We start from the raw sequence: 17,535 nt of genomic DNA, 5'->3' as shown, positions 1-17,535 counted from the left end.
CTTGCAAAGTTTTAAAAAGAAAAATCCCAGTCTTTTAGAAGACCGGGATTGCAACTTTTAAACCTTTCCTTTGTAGAGCGTACGGGAATCGAACCCGTGATTCCTCCGTGAAAGGGAGGTGTCTTAACCCCTTGACCAACGCTCCGTGTCCTTGTTTAAAGGGGAGTGCAAAAGTACACGTTTTTTTTTATCAGCCAAATTTTTTCTTAATTATTTTCAAAAAAATATTTCAATCAACCTAGTTCATATAAAATAACACAGGCTTAAATTTTTTTTAATGGATAATTCTAACAATACTTGTAAATTCGCAAACCTATTTCATTAATAAACTATTATAAAATGAGTACAGTAAAAGTTGCCATTAATGGCTTTGGACGTATCGGTCGTCTGGTTTTTAGGAAAATATATAATATGGAAGGGATTGAAGTCGTTGCGATCAATGACTTAACAAGTCCTAGTGCGTTAGCTCATTTGTTAAAATACGACAGTGCGCAAGGTCGTTTTGACGGAGAAGTTTCTAGCACAGAAGATTCTATCGTTGTAAACGGAGAAGCGGTTAAAATATATGCTCAAAGAGATCCTTCATTAATTCCTTGGGGAGAACACAACGTTGATGTAGTGATCGAAAGTACTGGTTTCTTTACAAGTGCAGAAAAAGCACAAGCGCATATTACTGCTGGAGCAAAAAGAGTAGTTATCTCTGCTCCTGCAACTGGAGAAATGAAAACTATCGTTTTCAATGTAAACCATGAAACGTTAGACGGTAGCGAAACTATTATCAGTGGAGCATCTTGTACTACAAACTGTCTTGCTCCAATGGCTAAAGCATTGAATGATGCTTTCACTATCGAAGTTGGTAGCATGACAACAATCCACGCTTATACAAACGATCAAAACACTTTAGATGGCCCTCATCCAAAAGGTGATTTGCGTCGTGCTCGTGCAGCGGCAGCAAACGTAGTTCCTAACTCAACTGGTGCAGCAAAAGCAATAGGTCTTGTATTACCTGAATTGAAAGGTAAATTAGATGGTGGTGCACAACGTGTTCCTGTTATCACTGGTTCTGAAACTGAATTAATCGCTGTTCTTAGCAAAAAAGTTACTGTTGACGAAGTTAACGCTGTAATGAAAGCTGCTAGCAACGAAAGTTTTGGTTACAATGTTGATCCTATCGTAAGTAGCGACATCATCGGTATGTCTTATGGTTCTTTGTTTGATGAAACTCAAACTAAAGTAATCGAAGCTGGTGACAAGCAACTAGTTAAAGTTGTAAGCTGGTACGATAATGAAATGAGCTATGTAAGCCAATTGGTTCGTACAGTTCATTATTTCGCAGGATTGATTTCTAAATAATCATTTAGAAATTTCTAACATACAAAAAAGGCTTCTGAATAATTTCAGAAGCCTTTTTTAATATTCATAATTTTTTCAATTATACTTTTCTTAGTTGAACAGAATTTTCTCTTTTGAAATTCTGCCCTACGCTCATCAAGAATCCAAATACCATGATCAGTACGCCTACCCATACGACATTGATAAATGGAAATTCCAATGCTTTCAATGTCAACATATCGCCCATGGATTGACTTTCTTTTATCCCAATTTGGAATTTACCTGCCTTGTCATCTACGATTTTGTTAAAGCGAACAACCAATCCTTGGGACATTACCGTATCAGGAATACTTCTTGCATTATCACCCGAAACAACTACTGCAGGAGTCAATGGATATCTACCACCTTCTTTGGATACTGCTGTCATATTCAATGCCATCAATAATTCATTGGGTTTCAATACTACACGATCAGACGCTTTATTGACATCTACTTTATTCAAAATCATATATCCATTAGAGTAGAATATAGAATCTCCCACCTTCAACTCCCCTGGCATAAAGCTCGCAGTATCGTCATCCGCATGTTTCCATGCACTTACATACACAAATACATCTTTATTCCAAAAATGCTTAGAACTTGGATTTGCGCCCATTCCTTCTACACCTTTATTATTTTTAATCAAATCAGGATATAAGGTAAATGCTTCATTGATACCATTTTTTCCTTTAAATGCTATTTGAAAATAACGTTTATGATCCTCGTTGTTCATTGTATCACCAATATAAGTAACATCATATTTACCCATATCCGTTTGTATACCTTTGAATAAAGTCAAGTTTTCAGCGGGATCTTCCGTTTTTGATTTTTCAAATCCTGGGATACCAGTTGTATTATGACTTAATAATTTTTTATTACCTGAACTTAATAAAACGCCTAACAAAATCATGGCAAATCCCACATGGGCAACACTCGCACCAGCTGCTTTCACTTTACCCTTTAATACCACAAATACATAACCGATATTTCCCACGATGGCATAAACCGCCATGTATAATGCAACATATAAAGCAACTTGATACCCAATTCCTTTTTCATTATAATCTATTTTTACAAAAATGGAAATCAAGGTTGCAATAGCTAGCGCGATTACAGTCGGTTTCAATATATTTTGCAATAAATATTTCTTAGTAGTGTCTTTATATTTCAGATATTGACCAACCGCAGTCAATAAGCCAAGCACGATCGCGATAAATACTTGAATCTGATTGTACGAAAATTTGACATCTTCTGGATCCGCAATTTTGGTATTGAACATCTTATTAATTACCGGCACAGATGTTTTTCCAATAATAATTAATGCTGATAGGAAAATAACCAAACTACCAATAAACATCCAAAACTCACGACTATACGTACTTTCTTCTTTGGCTATGGAAGGAATATTTTTCGCTCTTACGATATATAAAATCATCGCAGGAATGAAGAATATCAATACAAATAACAATAATTGTAATTCCGTACCTGCTCCGGTGAATGAGTGAACGGAAGTATCTCCCAATACACCGCTTTTGGTTAAATAGGACGAATATAAAATAAGAGAATAGCTTAGTATATAAAATAAATAAGTGCTTTTTAACGAATAACCTGTTTTGTTAAATACTAAATGTGTATGCAAACCAGCAATCATTACCATCCAAGGAACAAGTGAACCATTCTCTACTGGATCCCAAGCCCAATATCCACCAAAATTCAAACTTTCATACGCCCAAGCAGCTCCCATCATAATACCCAAACCTAAAATACCACCAGAAAAACAAGCATAAGAAACTGCGTCTTTTGTCCAAGTATTATCTTTATTAATCAATCCGGCAACGGCATATGCAAATGGAACAATTGTAGAAGCAAATCCCAAGAACAATACTGGCGGATGTATTACCATCCAATAATTTTGTAGCGTGGCATTTAACCCAGATCCATCCCGTACAAAATTCATATAGTTCTCTAACAATTTACCATCGCCATCATGGAAAATTGGCGCCATATCAAATATGCCATCTTCTCTAGAAAGAATGAATGGATTACTACCAATATGTTTTTCACCGAAATACAAACCTAAGACCATCGTAGCTAAACAAACTTGTGCAAAACTGATCGTCATCATTACTGGAGCTTCCCATTTTTTTGCACGTTTGATAATCACCCAACCCAAAACGCAATGCCAAAAAGTCCAAAGTAAGAAACTACCTTCCTGTCCCTCCCAAAGACAACTTAACAAATATTGCATCTGAAGTGTCTTATCACTATGCGTCCAGACATATTTGTATTCGAATAAATGCGCATGTAACATATATATCAACAAAGTGATAATTGTTACAACACAGATTGTCTCTACTAAGAAAAAAAGCCGGCCTAATTTTTTCCAGCTATTTTTTACATCAACAATTTGAGCGAAATTGGATTTACCAAAAGCAATCGTAGCCATCAATGAAGCTACAAAAGATAATACTACCGCGAAATGGCCAATCAGCCCCGGAAGTATATGTTCTCCAGTATAGTGCATATCTTAAAGTCTAAGTCCTAAAATCAAAATGAGAATTCCTGTCTAAAGTATTTGGTCTATATTACAAGCTAGCGTTCAAGTTGTTACGTGCGGCTTTAGGGTCGTCTTTATATTTGGATGGACATTTGATCAAAATACCGCTTTGGTCTCTGATTTGAAATAATCCATTTTCCATTTTACCTTTCAATACAACACGTTCGCTTTTTTCCATATCCATAGGTTTTTCGTAATAATAAATGACATTCATTTTACCACCTAATGTGTCGGTTACGGAAAAAGTAAGATGATTTGGATCTTTTACAGGATCATAATTGATAGATCCGGGATCTAATTTGGCGATAACGGTGACGGTTTTCCCCTGTTTGGCTTTAGCCGATTCGATAGTTTCGTAAGTGGAGAAATTTCCTAACTGACTGATAAGTATAGAAATAACAACAGCAATGACAACTAATGCGACAATGTATATTTTTTTCATGTACCCTAAATTATAGCTCCGCAAATTTACTTCAAAAAACACCAATGGCAGGATTGTTTTTCAACTATTGGGTATTTTCTTAAAAACTTTAACGAATCTATTTATGGAAAAATGAAAAATATTATTATCTGTGTATCAAAAACATCTAAAAGCGATCAATTCATTACGACGATTACTCCTCCTCCAATACTTGCACATTTCTGTTAAAGCTTTCCTCTAATGCAATTAAGGTTTCTGTACGTTCAATACCTTTAATGTTTTGTAATTTCTCGTGCAATACTTCTTTTAATTCTGGAATGTCTTTGCAGACTATCTCCACAAACATACTATAATTACCTGTAGTATAATTTACTCTTACTACTTGAGAAATTTTTTGTAAATCATTTGCAACAGAGTTATACATAGAACTCTTTTCTAAAAATATACCAACAAATGCAATTACGTTATAACCTAGCATGTGTGTATCCACGCTTAATCTCGTACCTTTTACAACACCCAATTCTTGTAATTTTTTCATTCTTACATGAATGGTACCTCCAGAAACAAATAATCTTTTACCTAAATCAGCATAAGAAATTTCTGCATTATCCATCATCGCTTGGATAATTTGGTAGTCTAATTTATCAAGATTCAATTTTGACATCATTATTAGCGTTTAGCTTTATAAATATCTAACAAAGTAAACACTTTATTGTAAAATAAAAAATTTTTTAAAATATTTATTGAAATATTTGCAAAAGAAACGTTTCTATTGTTACATTTGCAGCCACACCAGCCGAAAAGGTTGAAAGTTCTTAAAAATTGTGGGGTGATGAAATTTGGCAGACATGCCCTCTCGTCTCGGGGGTGAGGATTCAAGGATAAACGATTCATAGAGATTCGCAAGAGTCGCGGGGTTGACCACCTCATTTGTGTTTTGGCTAACTTCCTCGTGTAGGTTCGACTCCTACCCCTACAGCAACTTTAAATCCCATTCGATTGACTATCAATTGTTTGGGATTTTTTTATTTTAATAATATTTAAAACACTTAAACTAACCATAATTTCTTCTAGATACCACAATTCCATCTTCATCACAATACACATATTGGTCAGGGATAAATTCAATACCAGCGAAATGAAGTGAGATATTTTTTTCGCCTAATTCTTCTTTTCCACTTTTTATGGGAATTAAGTGCGTGGCTTTTACACCAATATCTAATTTTCCAATTTCAACAGAATCTCTAATTGCTCCATAAATGATCACTCCCTCCCAACCATTTTTTAAAGCAAGTTTTGCAATATTATCTCCCATCAATGCACATCTGTACGAATTGCTTCCATCAACCACTAATACTTTTCCATGACCAGGCTCAGATAAAGTTTTTCTAATTAGAGGATTATTTTCCAATACTTTTAAAGTGACTATCTTCCCATAAAAAGATTTTCTATTTCCATAATCTTTGAAACCAATGGGCGTGGCGACTTTTAATTCCAAAATAAAATCATCACAGAGGTCAGTAGTATTTAATCTTTTCATACAAAAAAATTGACAAGCTAAAATTTATATAATTACAATTTCACAAAACATATTAATTCGATATTTGTTTTTTGAATAAATAAAAAACGCAGTGAAAATTCACCGCGTTAAAATCTACCAAATCAAAATACATATTAAAATACATTAAAGGCTAATTGTACATTACCCGTTTGTCCAATTATATTCCAAGAAGGAGTAACACTGACAGGTAAAGTATACGTTCCGATATGTAAATCTCTTCCTAGTACAAATCCTATATTATTAAAACCAGGCTTTGGCCCATAAAATTGCGCTTTAGAATCTTTATCTGGTTTCAAAGCAAAAGATCCACCAATAAATAGGGACAAATTTGTATTTTTCCTTTGTAATACAGGATAGGTTGCTTGTACATAAGTGGAGTATCTATTTCCATTGTTTTTTACAGTACGGTCTCTACCTAATATTACAGTAGCCCAATATAAGTTTAATGGTAGTTTATCTGAGATAGTCCAGCTCGCTGATAGATCTAAGAAGTGCCCCGTTGTATCGGCATTATAGTTTAAAAAAGAATGATTATTCCAAGTTGCATACGTTGAGTAATTATAAATATCCCATAGCGCAAATGCTAAATTCTTAGAGGGATTATAAATAGCGTAATAATCAAATTCTTTGTATTCTCCATTAGAACTATAACCGCCCCAGATGCCTGCACGCAATTTTCTATCTATAGTCCCCACTCCTCCATCCATAGCAACCATCCATGAATTTGTCACGGCTAAGCCACGCCACAAGTGCATTGACTTTACTTGAGTATGCAAATAAAATGGTTCAATATCTTTTGAAACGAAATTTGCACGATGCATATCTTCTGCTACAGAATCTATATTATCTTTGGTATGATCTTGTGCCAAAAGTCGTTGATTGAAAATGCTACCAACTATCCATATGGTCAAACAAGCAATTACCCTTAATTTAATTTTTTTCATATAGTAATTCGTTGTAAACTGTAAAATTTATTTGAATTTTAGGTAAATAAATGCAGCCAATAATGCACCTAGTATTGGGCCAATTACTGGAATCCATGCATATCCCCAATTACTACTACCCTTTCCTTTCATAGGCAAAATAGCATGCATAATTCTTGGTCCGAGATCACGTGCAGGATTGATTGCATATCCTGTTGTTCCACCTAAAGACAAACCGATCGCCCAGACTATAAATGTTACAGGAATAGCACCTATGGAACCCATGCCAATGACGTTCTCACCACTAGTGGACGTCATCTTTGGATCTGTAAAATGAAAGACACAATAAACTAATACAAACGTTCCTAGAACTTCACTAATAATATTCAAAAAAGTATTCTTAATAGCCGGCCCGGTACAAAATACGCCTAACTGTGCTCCAGGATTATCGTCTGTTGCATCAAAATGATCTTTATGCATCAACCATACACAAAATGCACCTAGAAATGCGCCTAAAAATTGGGCTAAAATAAAGGATGGAACTTGATTCCAATCAAACTTACCAGCTACAGCCAACCCAATTGTTACCGCTGGATTTAGATGTGCACCACTTACAGGACCAGCAATAACAACACCGGCAAATACCGCTAATGCCCAACCTGTAGCAATGACGATCCAACCAGAACCATTTCCTAATGTTTTCTTCAATGAAACATTCGCACACACGCCTCCTCCTAAAAGTATCAATACTGCTGTGCCAATCAACTCGGCGATAAATGGTGTCATATAACAAGTTTTAATAGATAGTCGATGATGATACGCTACCTAGATGAATTTTAATTATTTACAAACGTTTGTTTATTTATATAGAAAAAAAAATTAGCTATTGATCGTATCAATGATTAATAGCTAAATTTTTTTATAGCTTATTCTTCTACCCAGCCTTGTGCTCTTTTAACTGCTTTGTGCCAGTATTTAATATGCCCTTCCACTTCTTCTTTTTTAAGTTCAGGTTTAAATACTTTTTCTTTAGCCCATTGGGTTTTGGTTTCTTCAATACTATCCCAATAACCAATCGCCAAACCAGCCAAATATGCCGCTCCGAGTGAAGTTGTTTCTAATATTTTGGGGCGAATGACTTCATTTTGCATTAAGTCTGCTTGGAATTGCATCAATACATTGTTGGCTACAGCACCCCCGTCCACACGCAATTCTTTCACGCCACCATCTACATCAGATTCCATACTTTTCACCAAATCATAAACCTGAAAAGCAATGCCTTGTAAAGCAGCTTTGGCAATATGCGCCTTAGTAGTTCCTCTAGTTATACCAAAGATTGCCCCACGAGCATACTGATCCCAATACGGCGCACCCAGACCAGTCAATGCAGGTACGAATATCACACCATCCGTATCTTTTACAGACTGAGAAAGTGGTTCACTTTCTGCCGCAGAATGGATAATTTGCAATCCATCTCTTAACCATTGGATAACAGCTCCGCCGACGAAAACAGAACCTTCCAATGCGTAAGTCGTTTTGCCATTGATTTTCCAAGCGACAGTAGTCAACAGATTATTTTTTGATACAACTGGTTTGTCTCCGATATTCATCAATAAGAAACAACCTGTTCCATAGGTATTTTTTGCCATACCTTTTTCCACACACATTTGTCCAAATAACGCAGCTTGTTGATCACCTGCAATACCGGCAATTGGAATTTTTGTGGAAAATAAGGTTGTTGCGGTTTCTCCATAGACTTCACTACTTTCTTTTACTTCTGGCAACATAGACGCTGGAATACCAAATATGTCCAACAATTCTTTGTCCCAAGCCATATCATTGATATTAAAAAGCATGGTTCTAGACGCATTAGTAACATCCGTCATGTGCATTTTACCACGAGTAAATTTCCAAACTAACCAACTATCCACCGTTCCAAAACATAAGTCCCCTTTTTCTGCTTTTTCTTTTGCACCTTTTACATTATCTAAAATCCATTTAATCTTAGTGGCACAGAAATAAGCATCTATCACTAAACCCGTTTTTTCTCTGATTGTATCCGTCAATCCTTTTTCTTTCAATTCATCGCAATAACGTGCTGTACGTCTATCTTGCCAAACAATCGCGTTATAAACGGGATGTCCAGTTTTACGATCCCAGACTATAGTTGTTTCTCTTTGATTGGTAATACCAATTGCTGCGATATCCAAACCTGTCAAATCTGCCTTGGCAACAACCTCCGCCGCTACGGAAGATTGTGTGGACCAGATCTCGTTAGGATCATGCTCTACCCAACCTGCTTTGGGAAAAATTTGTTCAAAATCCTTTTGAGCTACCGCAACCATTTCACCACTATGATTATAAATAATCGCCCTTGAACTTGTTGTACCTTGGTCCAATGCCAAGATATACTTTGATTTTAATTCCATATTACAATCGTTAAATTTTGTTAGGAAATGAAATTGATATGTATTGTAAATAATTAATTTAATTGATAAACGGAAGCGACTTTGGCAAAGTCACTAACTTCTTGATCTACCCAATCTTGAGGTTTTCCTAATTCTTTCGCCATAATTTCTGCCACTTTTCGACTTACATTAACTGCAGTTTTAGCATCTAGAAACAATAATCGAAATCGTCTTCCTAATACGTCTTCCACCTTATTTGCTAATTCATTTCTTACCGCAAATACAACATTGGCAACCGTGTATTCATAATTTGGAGAAAGTTTTTCGGCAAATGCAGGATTTTCGGACTCTAGTTGTTTCAATACTTTTAAATCAGAACCATAGAAATGCAACTCCTCTTGATGATTTACGGTCGTATCATAACCATGAATATGTAATTGCTCTGTTACACAAGCTTTGCTTGGTATTGCCCCGATCTCGATCGCTTTATCAATAGTATCTTGCGCCATTCTTCTAAATGTGGTCCATTTACCTCCGATGATTGTAACCAAACCCGAATCAGCTACTAAGATTTTATGACTGCGTGAAATTTCTTTAGTATTTTTTCCATCTCCTTGTGGCGCAGCTAAAGGACGAAGACCTGCGAATACAGCCAAAACATCTTTTTTGGTAGGTTTTTTAACCAAATATTGTTGCGCTGTTTCTAGTATAAAATCCACTTCTTGATCCAATGCTTTTGGTTCCAATTCTGGATGATCTCTCAAAGTATCTGTAGTACCTACGATCAATTTATTATGCCAAGGCACCGCAAATAATACACGACCATCGCTCGTTTTTGGAATCATCAATGCTTTATCTCCAGGAAGGAAGCTTCTATCCAAAGTCAAATGCACGCCTTGACTTGGCTTTACCAAATGAGGTGCATTTGGTTTATCCATTTGCAAAATATTATCCGCATATACTCCCGTAGCATTGATAACTACATTACCAGTAATATCATAGATTTTTTCAGTTTCGATATCTTTCGCATGGATGCCGATGATTTTTCCGCTGTCATTTTTAATAACACCTGTTACTTTGAAATAATTCAAAACACAAGCGCCATTTTCAACAGCGGTTTGTGCAATATTTACGGCCAAACGAGAATCATCAAATTGACCATCTTGATATACAACACCCCCTTTCAATCCCTTTGGTGTAATCGTTGGCAAATCTTCTAATACTGCAGACTTTCCTATATATCTTGATTTACCCAAACTCAATTTACCGGCTAGGAAATCATAAAATTTTAAACCGATGGTATATTTTAAATTGTCCCACCACGTATAATTTGGAATGACAAATGAAGTATTTCTAGTAAGATGTGGTGCATTTTTCAATAACAAACCTCTTTCATGGCAAGCTTCTTTCACCAAACCCAAATCTCCTTGCGCCATATAACGCACGCCACCGTGTACCAATTTGGTTGCTTTACTAGATGTTCCTTTTGCAAAATCAGCTTGTTCCACTAGAATGGTTTTGTATCCTCTAGTAGCGGCGTCCATTGCAGCTCCCAATCCTGTCGCACCTCCGCCAATGATGATAACATCCCAATCTTTGGTATTTTCTAATTGTTGAATTAATGCTTCTCTTTTCATATGACAAATTTAAAGTAAAAATAATAAAAAGAAATTAAAAGAAACAAATAAAAATATATTTATGTTTCGTTTTATTACTTTTAAAGAATTCGAAACTTTCTTTTTATAGATTAGTGTTGTTTTTTTGTATAAATTTGAACGCGGTAGCAATGAATAAGATCAATTATGGAATTCGAATCAATGGCTCAGCGCCATGCGTATATTTTAAAACTCTTAAAAGCAGAAGATTCTGTCAAGGTAGCAGACTTAGAAAAACTTCTTAAAGTTTCGTTAGTAACCATTCGAAAGGATTTGAAGATTTTGGAACAAAAAAATCTTTTGTTTCGTACACATGGATATATTACGAAATCGGCTCCATACCCAACAGATATCAATGTCAATCTTAAAGAGGATCATAATAAAGAAGCGAAAATTAGAATCGGAGAAGCGGCGGCAAAATTGGTGGACCCAAAATCTGCCATATTGATTGCCTCTGGTACCACCGTATTGCAAATGGCAAGAGCTATACAAATACCGGAGAATCAACATCTTACTGTCGTTACTTCCGCAATGAACGTAGCAATGGCGTTGAGAGACAAATTAAACATTGAAATAATACAATTAGGAGGAATAGTGAGACACTCTTCCACTTCCGTTGTAGGACCATTTGCAGAAAAAATGTTACAAGACTTATCTTTTAGTACTTTATTCTTAGGTGTTGACGGATTAGAAGCAGCTTACGGATTATCGACATCCAATATGTTGGAAGCAAAATTGAATGCAGAAATGATTAAAGTTGCACAAAAAACGGTGGTCTTGACAGATTCATCTAAATTTGGGAAACGAGGTTTTGGAAGAATTTGCGGATTAACCGATATCGACCATATAGTTACAGACAGTGGCATCTCGCAACAATCCATAAAAAGGATCGAAGCTGCAGGTGTTGAACTAACCATCGTATAAAATCGTATCTTTTACATTTTAATATAATTTATGATAGCTTTTAAAACGCTATATCAGTTTATAGCAGAAAATCAAGCAGATTTTCCTTATGCCAAAGGAGATCTCAGTAGATTATTGAGAGACTTAGCATTAGCTGGGAAAATCATCAGTAGAGAAGTAAACAAGGCGGGAATTACGGATATTTTAGGAGAAGCTGGTTCGGAAAATGTGCAAGGTGAAAGCCAAAAGAAATTGGACATTTATGCAAATGAACAATTTATGTCAACACTTCTTGGGAGTGGTGACGTATGTGTAATTGTTTCTGAAGAAAATGAAGAGCCTGTTTTTTTAAATGATGAACGCTCTAGAGATGCAAAATACATTATTGCAATGGATCCATTAGACGGATCTTCCAATATCGATGTAAATTCTGCAGTTGGAACTATTTTTTCCATTTTCAGACGTCAAAAAGATGATGCAGCCCCCACTTTGGATGAAATTTTACAAGAAGGTAGAAATCAAGTTGCGGCAGGTTATATCATATATGGTTCCTCTACCATGCTTGTTTATACAACAGGAAACGGAGTCAATGGATTTACATTGGATCCAACTATTGGAGAGTTTTGTCTGTCTCACCCCAATATGAAAATTCCAGAAGACGGAACGATCTATTCGGTGAATGAAGGAAATTATATTTATTTTCCTAGAGGTGTAAAAGATTATATCAAATACTGTCAAGTGTATGATCCAAATACAAAACGTCCTTACAACTCCAGATATGCTGGTTCTATGATTGCAGAGATACACCGGAGTATGTTGAAAGGCGGTATTTATATGTATCCCGCTTCTTGGGACCATAAAGAGGGGAAAATTCGTTTGATGTATGAATGTAATCCTTTAGCATTCATTATTGAACAAGCAAATGGTAAAGCATCTACAGGTAAAGAACGGATTTTAGATATGAAACCAACGGGAATACATCAAAGAATTCCAGTAATGATTGGTTCCAAAAATATGGTTGAAAAAGCGGAAGAATTAATCAGATTAGCGGAAGAAAAAGAACGCGCTTTGAACAATTAATTTTTTCGAAAAGAAATAAAAAATGCTTCTGAAAATTCAGAAGCATTTTTTATTTATCTAAGCTGGTCCGAAGTTTTTATCTCCTTTTTTATAAGGATAGGCTCCATCAAACTTTCCCGGAACTGGCACATAACGCTGTGCTTTCGTAGCGCCGATTTCGGATGTAAAATATCCCCAAATGGTCAACTGCTTCATCATTGTAAGATAATGACGCTTTGCTTCGGTTTTAACTTCACTTGGCAGATCATGCGTTTTACGATAATCGGCCATAGATTTATTGAATATTTCAGATTGTTGCTTATCGTATTCCTTAGCAGATTTATCAATAGAATTCAGTAACTTACTTTGCTCATCGGACGTCAATTTTACGAAATCTTTTTTGTACTGCTTGTTTGACTCCTCGTTTAATTGCACAATTCCATCTGTAAATACTTTTTGATTTTCTGGAGTATAGCAATCTGTAACGATGGTTTTCATAAACTCCCCGATTTTTGCTTCTTTAGCTCCGGGAATTCCTGGACTCGTCGGGATAATCGTCTCTCCTACGGTATCCAAAAAAGTAATATCCTCTGCAGAAAATAATCCTTCTTTAGGTGAAGGCGCTTTACAACCTGATAAAAATATATTCGAACCTACAATCGCACCACCAAAGATGACGCTGACCGCAGATAAAGCTTCTCTTCTATTCATGATTCAAAAATTTTGGATTAAAGATTTTGCTTTTTCATTTCACTTACGGCATAATCCACAGCTCTTGCAGTAAATGCCATATAGCTCAAGGAAGGATTGACACAATTCGCAGAAGTCATAAATGAACCATCTGTTACAAATACATTGGGCGCATCCCACACTTGATTCCATTTATTCAAAACCGAGGTTTTAGGATCATTTCCCATTCTCGCCGTACCCATTTCATGAATACCTCGACCAATCGTACCATCACCATCCCAACCATGAACATCTTTTACACCAGCGGCAGTTAACATTTCGATCGCATCATTTTGCATATCAACACGCATTTTCTTCTCATTATCTCTCCACTCTGCATCGATTGCCAATACATTTAGCCCCCATTTATCTTTTTTATCTTTATCCAATAAGACTTTATTTTCATGATAAGGAAGTATTTCTCCAAACCCACCCATGCTCATTGTCCATCTTCCAGGCTCAATTAGATCCATTTTTAAATCCAAACCTAAAGCAACATCTTCCGCTGAACGACTATAACCATCTCTAGAAGCTCCGCCTTGATATCCAAAACCACGCAGATAATCACGTTTATCGCCAAATAAATTGCGATATTGCGGGATGTAAATACCATTGGCACGACGACCATAAATAATTTTATCTTCGTAACCTTCTACCCAACCACCTGCGCCTACACCCAAATGATGATCCATTAAATTATGTCCCAATTCACCGCTACTACTGCCCAATCCATCTGGCCAAATATCCGTTGCAGAATTCATCAAAATCCATGTACTATTTAAGGTCGATGCGTTTAGGAAAATAATCTTTGCTGTATAACGATACGTTTTGTTTGTTTCTGCATCTAAAACCTCCACTCCTGTAGCTTTCTTCTTATCCTTATCGTATAAAATTTTGGTTACGATACTGTAAGGACGCAAAGTCAAATTACCTGTTGCTTGAGCCGCAGGAAGCGTAGAAGATTGTGTGCTGAAATACGCACCAAAAGGACAACCCAGCCAACATTTATTTCTATATTGGCAATTCGTTCTTCCTGGTAAAGGTTCTGTGATATTTGCGGTTCTTCCAATAATGAATGGACGAGAGCCGTTATATTTTTTCTTAATTCTTGCCGCTACATCTTTTTCAACAATACTCATATCCATCGGCGGCATGAACTGCCCATCTGGCAATTGTGCCAAACCGTCCCGATTGCCACTTATTCCTGCAAATTTTTCTACATAATCGTACCATGGCTCAATATCTTTATAGCGGACAGGCCAGTCCACTCCCATACCATCTTTTGCATTAGCTTCAAAAGATAAGTCACTCCAACGATAACTTTGACGTCCCCACATAAGTGAGCGGCCTCCTACATGGTATCCTCTGAACCAATCAAATCTTTTTATTTCTGTGTAAGGAGAATCTTTTTCGTTTACCCAATAATCCAAATTGATTTCGTTCAATGGATAATCTCTTTGTAATACGGGATAATCTTTAATCATCTCTTGCGTACGCGAACCACGATGTGGAAATTCCCATGGCGCTTTATTAGCATTGACGTAGTCTTTTACATGTTCAATGTTGCGTCCACGCTCCAACATCAATGTTTTCAACCCTTTCTCTGTTAATTCTTTGGCAGCCCAGCCGCCGCTGATACCTGATCCTATTACAATAGCATCATATTCAACTCCTGGCATAATCGTTATTTTTTGTTGAGAAATTTATTTATATATCGCAAATACTAACACATTCTTTCAAAGCTTTCATTTGGTCTTTTTTAGTGGGAATAAATTCTTGAGCGACATATCCGTCAAATCCTGTGGCAAGGATTGCTTTCATAATGGCTGGATAATTTAGCTCTTGTGTCGCATCAATCTCATGTCTTCCCGGAACTCCTGCAGTATGATAATGATTGATATAAGGATGAAAATCACGAATATTTTGAATAATATCCCCCTCATCAATCTGCATATGGTAAATATCAAAAAGCAATTTAAAATTTTCAGAACCTAATCTTTTACACAATTCAGCTCCCCACCATGTGCGGTCACACATATAATCTTTATGGTTTAACTTACTATTAAGCAATTCCATTACGAGTGTAACACCTTTTTTCTCTGCGATGGGCATCAATTTTTGCAAGCCTTCTACACAATTTTTCCAACCAGTTTCATCATCCATACCCCTCCTACTACCGGAAAAACAAATTAAATTTTTATATCCAGCTTTGGCAACTAAATCAATATGTTCTGTGTAATTTTTTATCAGGATTTCATGATATTTTTTATCCGCAAATCCTTCTGTCAAACTGATCTCCGCACCATTACACATGGAAGAGTCCAAATTATATTTTTTCAAAATTGGCCAGTCTTTAGGACCTACTAAATCCATTGCTTTGATGCCGAGTTGATTGAAATTTTTGCATAATGGCTCTAGTTCAATATCCGAAAAACACCATCGGCATGCAGAGTGATGAATATTTCCCTTCCAACCTGACATCTGCTCATTATTCATTTTCATTTTAGAAAATAATTTATCAGAAATTAATAGTCCAGTAGTTCCGACAAGTAAGTTTTTAACAACTTCTCTTCTGTTATTCATGTGGCAATAGTATGATTTACAATTTTGTTAAATGAACCAAGTGTTAGATTCAATCGCATCGCAAATTCTAGGTTTAAATGTAAAGTAATTATTTGAAATGACCCATTGATTTAACCAAATTTTCCTTTTTTCAAAGAAATTAAATACCTTTCGAACTACCAGACTAGGAGATAATAGATAGGAATATTTCGCCATTTGAAATTTATAAATATGAAAAAAAAAATAAGAATTGCCATGATTGGAGGAGGTCCAGGCTCTTTCATTGGTAATATTCACAGAATTGCAATGCGTCTCGATAACGATTATGACTTAATAGCAGGAGCATTTAGCAGCAGTTTAGAAAAATCAAAAACTACGGGAGAAGAGTTGGGTTTAGATCCTAGCAGAATATATCCAGATTATACAACATTGATTAAAAAGGAGTTGCAATTGCCTGCTGAGGACCGTATAGAAGCTGTAAGCATAGTTACTCCGAATCATCTGCATTTTGCACCAGCGAAATTAGCTTTGGAAAATGGGATTCATGTTGTATTGGACAAACCCGCAACATTATCTCTAAGTGAAGCTTTGGAATTGCAAAAGGTATTAGAAAATTCCACTGCCAAATTCTGTCTTACCCATACTTATACGGGCTATCCGATGGTAAAAGAAGCAAGATATCAAGTGCTTTCTGGCAATTTGGGAAAAATTAAAAAAGTCGTAGTTTCTTATCCGCAGGGTTGGTTGAGTAAGGCAGCTAGTCCTGATAACAAACAAGCGGCTTGGCGCACAGATCCAACCAAAAGTGGAATTGCAGGTGCAATGGGCGATATCGGGACTCATGCATTCAATTTATTGGAGTATGTTTCTGGATTAAAAGTAACAGCAATTTCCGCTCAAGTAAATACAATCGTACCCCATCGACTTTTGGATGATGACGGCGGCGCATTTTTGCAATTGGAAAATGGTGGAGTTGGAGTTCTACTAGCCTCACAAGTCGCTACGGGAGAGGAAAATAACCTGAGTATCTCTGTTTATGGGGAATATGCAGGATTGAAATGGGAGCAATCAGACAATGAAAGTTTAATAATAAAAAATTTAGAAGCGCCAGATGTGATTCTTCGTCGTGGAGAAGGATATTTGTCTAGCTATGCAAAACATAATTCTAGAACGCCAAGTGGACATCCAGAAGGCTATCTAGAAGCATTTGCCAATATTTATCACAACTTTGCCCTATCATTACATGCATTTGAAAATGGGGAAGAACCGCAGAAAGAATGGCTAGATTTTCCCGGTATCGAAGAAGCTGTCCGTGGTATGGCATTTATTGAAACCATTATTCAAAATGGAAAGAGTTATGACAAATGGACAAATTTTCCTCTTTAA

At 36.1% G+C, this 17,535-nt stretch carries 15 protein-coding genes and 1 tRNA gene; 4 read left to right on the top strand and 12 right to left on the bottom strand.

The genetic code is table 11. The features are described from left to right. Positions 1 to 73: 73 nt before the first annotated feature. A tRNA-Glu gene (locus E0W69_RS18100) sits at positions 74 to 145 on the bottom strand. 194 nt (positions 146 to 339) lie between these two features. Between E0W69_RS18100 and gap the strand changes: the two genes are divergently transcribed. After that, entirely contained in the window at positions 340 to 1,353 is a 1,014-nt protein-coding gene (gene gap, locus E0W69_RS18095) for a type I glyceraldehyde-3-phosphate dehydrogenase (protein WP_131331467.1), read from the top strand. A 79-nt stretch (positions 1,354 to 1,432) separates the two neighbouring features. Here the strand turns inward: gap and ccsA are convergent, their stop codons facing one another. The 8 genes from ccsA to E0W69_RS18055 form a co-directional block, all read right to left on the bottom strand. Then, a complete protein-coding gene (gene ccsA, locus E0W69_RS18090) occupies positions 1,433 to 3,895 on the bottom strand; it encodes a cytochrome c biogenesis protein CcsA (RefSeq protein WP_131331466.1) in 2,463 nt (820 codons plus the stop codon). A gap of 61 nt (positions 3,896 to 3,956) precedes the next feature. Beyond that, positions 3,957 to 4,370: a cytochrome c maturation protein CcmE domain-containing protein gene (locus E0W69_RS18085; protein WP_131331465.1), complete on the bottom strand. Its 414-nt coding sequence runs from the start codon at positions 4,368 to 4,370 to the stop codon at positions 3,957 to 3,959. Between the two features lie 172 nt (positions 4,371 to 4,542). Beyond that, a complete protein-coding gene (locus tag E0W69_RS18080) occupies positions 4,543 to 5,016 on the bottom strand; it encodes an Lrp/AsnC ligand binding domain-containing protein (protein WP_131331464.1) in 474 nt (157 codons plus the stop codon). Between the two features lie 387 nt (positions 5,017 to 5,403). Next, positions 5,404 to 5,889, bottom strand: coding sequence for a ribonuclease E activity regulator RraA (gene rraA / locus E0W69_RS18075; RefSeq protein ID WP_131331463.1), 486 nt, complete (start codon positions 5,887 to 5,889; stop codon positions 5,404 to 5,406). A gap of 134 nt (positions 5,890 to 6,023) precedes the next feature. Next, complete coding sequence (locus E0W69_RS18070) at positions 6,024 to 6,854, bottom strand: hypothetical protein (RefSeq protein ID WP_131331462.1); 831 nt, start codon at positions 6,852 to 6,854, stop codon at positions 6,024 to 6,026. A gap of 27 nt (positions 6,855 to 6,881) precedes the next feature. Further along, the gene (locus E0W69_RS18065; protein WP_131331461.1) at positions 6,882 to 7,619 is read right to left on the bottom strand and encodes an MIP/aquaporin family protein; all 738 of its coding nucleotides are present in this window, start codon (positions 7,617 to 7,619) and stop codon (positions 6,882 to 6,884) included. Positions 7,620 to 7,759: 140 nt separating this feature from the next. After that, positions 7,760 to 9,262, bottom strand: a complete 1,503-nt coding sequence (glpK, locus tag E0W69_RS18060; RefSeq protein ID WP_131331460.1) for a glycerol kinase GlpK — start codon at positions 9,260 to 9,262, stop codon at positions 7,760 to 7,762. A gap of 53 nt (positions 9,263 to 9,315) precedes the next feature. Beyond that, positions 9,316 to 10,878, bottom strand: a complete 1,563-nt coding sequence (locus E0W69_RS18055; protein ID WP_131331459.1) for a glycerol-3-phosphate dehydrogenase/oxidase — start codon at positions 10,876 to 10,878, stop codon at positions 9,316 to 9,318. 165 nt (positions 10,879 to 11,043) lie between these two features. Here E0W69_RS18055 and E0W69_RS18050 point away from each other — a divergent pair, with 165 nt between their 5' ends. Both E0W69_RS18050 and fbp read left to right on the top strand, forming a co-directional pair. After that, the gene (locus tag E0W69_RS18050) at positions 11,044 to 11,820 is read left to right on the top strand and encodes a DeoR/GlpR family DNA-binding transcription regulator (RefSeq protein ID WP_131331458.1); all 777 of its coding nucleotides are present in this window, start codon (positions 11,044 to 11,046) and stop codon (positions 11,818 to 11,820) included. 30 nt (positions 11,821 to 11,850) lie between these two features. Beyond that, positions 11,851 to 12,879, top strand: a complete 1,029-nt coding sequence (gene fbp / locus E0W69_RS18045) for a class 1 fructose-bisphosphatase (protein ID WP_131331457.1) — start codon at positions 11,851 to 11,853, stop codon at positions 12,877 to 12,879. Between the two features lie 57 nt (positions 12,880 to 12,936). Here fbp and E0W69_RS18040 read toward each other — a convergent pair whose 3' ends face one another. From E0W69_RS18040 to E0W69_RS18030, 3 genes are read right to left on the bottom strand one after another with little or no spacing between them, the layout of a single operon-like run. Beyond that, positions 12,937 to 13,569 carry a gluconate 2-dehydrogenase subunit 3 family protein gene (locus E0W69_RS18040; RefSeq protein WP_131331456.1) on the bottom strand — a complete coding sequence of 211 codons (633 nt, stop codon included), beginning with the start codon at positions 13,567 to 13,569 and terminating at the stop codon, positions 12,937 to 12,939. Between the two features lie 17 nt (positions 13,570 to 13,586). After that, positions 13,587 to 15,266, bottom strand: a complete 1,680-nt coding sequence (locus E0W69_RS18035) for a GMC oxidoreductase (RefSeq protein WP_131331455.1) — start codon at positions 15,264 to 15,266, stop codon at positions 13,587 to 13,589. A 28-nt stretch (positions 15,267 to 15,294) separates the two neighbouring features. Next, positions 15,295 to 16,170 (bottom strand): hydroxypyruvate isomerase family protein, encoded by an 876-nt coding sequence (locus tag E0W69_RS18030; RefSeq protein WP_131331454.1) that lies wholly within the window; start codon positions 16,168 to 16,170, stop codon positions 15,295 to 15,297. A gap of 210 nt (positions 16,171 to 16,380) precedes the next feature. On the opposite strand from E0W69_RS18030, the gene E0W69_RS18025 reads away from it, so the two are divergent. Beyond that, on the top strand, positions 16,381 to 17,535 hold the full coding sequence (locus tag E0W69_RS18025) for a Gfo/Idh/MocA family protein (RefSeq protein ID WP_131331453.1): 1,155 nt from the start codon (positions 16,381 to 16,383) through the stop codon (positions 17,533 to 17,535).

Origin of the sequence: Rhizosphaericola mali (assembly GCF_004337365.2) — a bacterium.
GTDB classification, from domain to species: Bacteria; Bacteroidota; Bacteroidia; order Chitinophagales; family Chitinophagaceae; genus Rhizosphaericola; species Rhizosphaericola mali.
The sequence above is the reverse complement of the archived record's forward strand: the minus strand, read 5'-3'. Positions and strand labels throughout refer to the sequence as shown.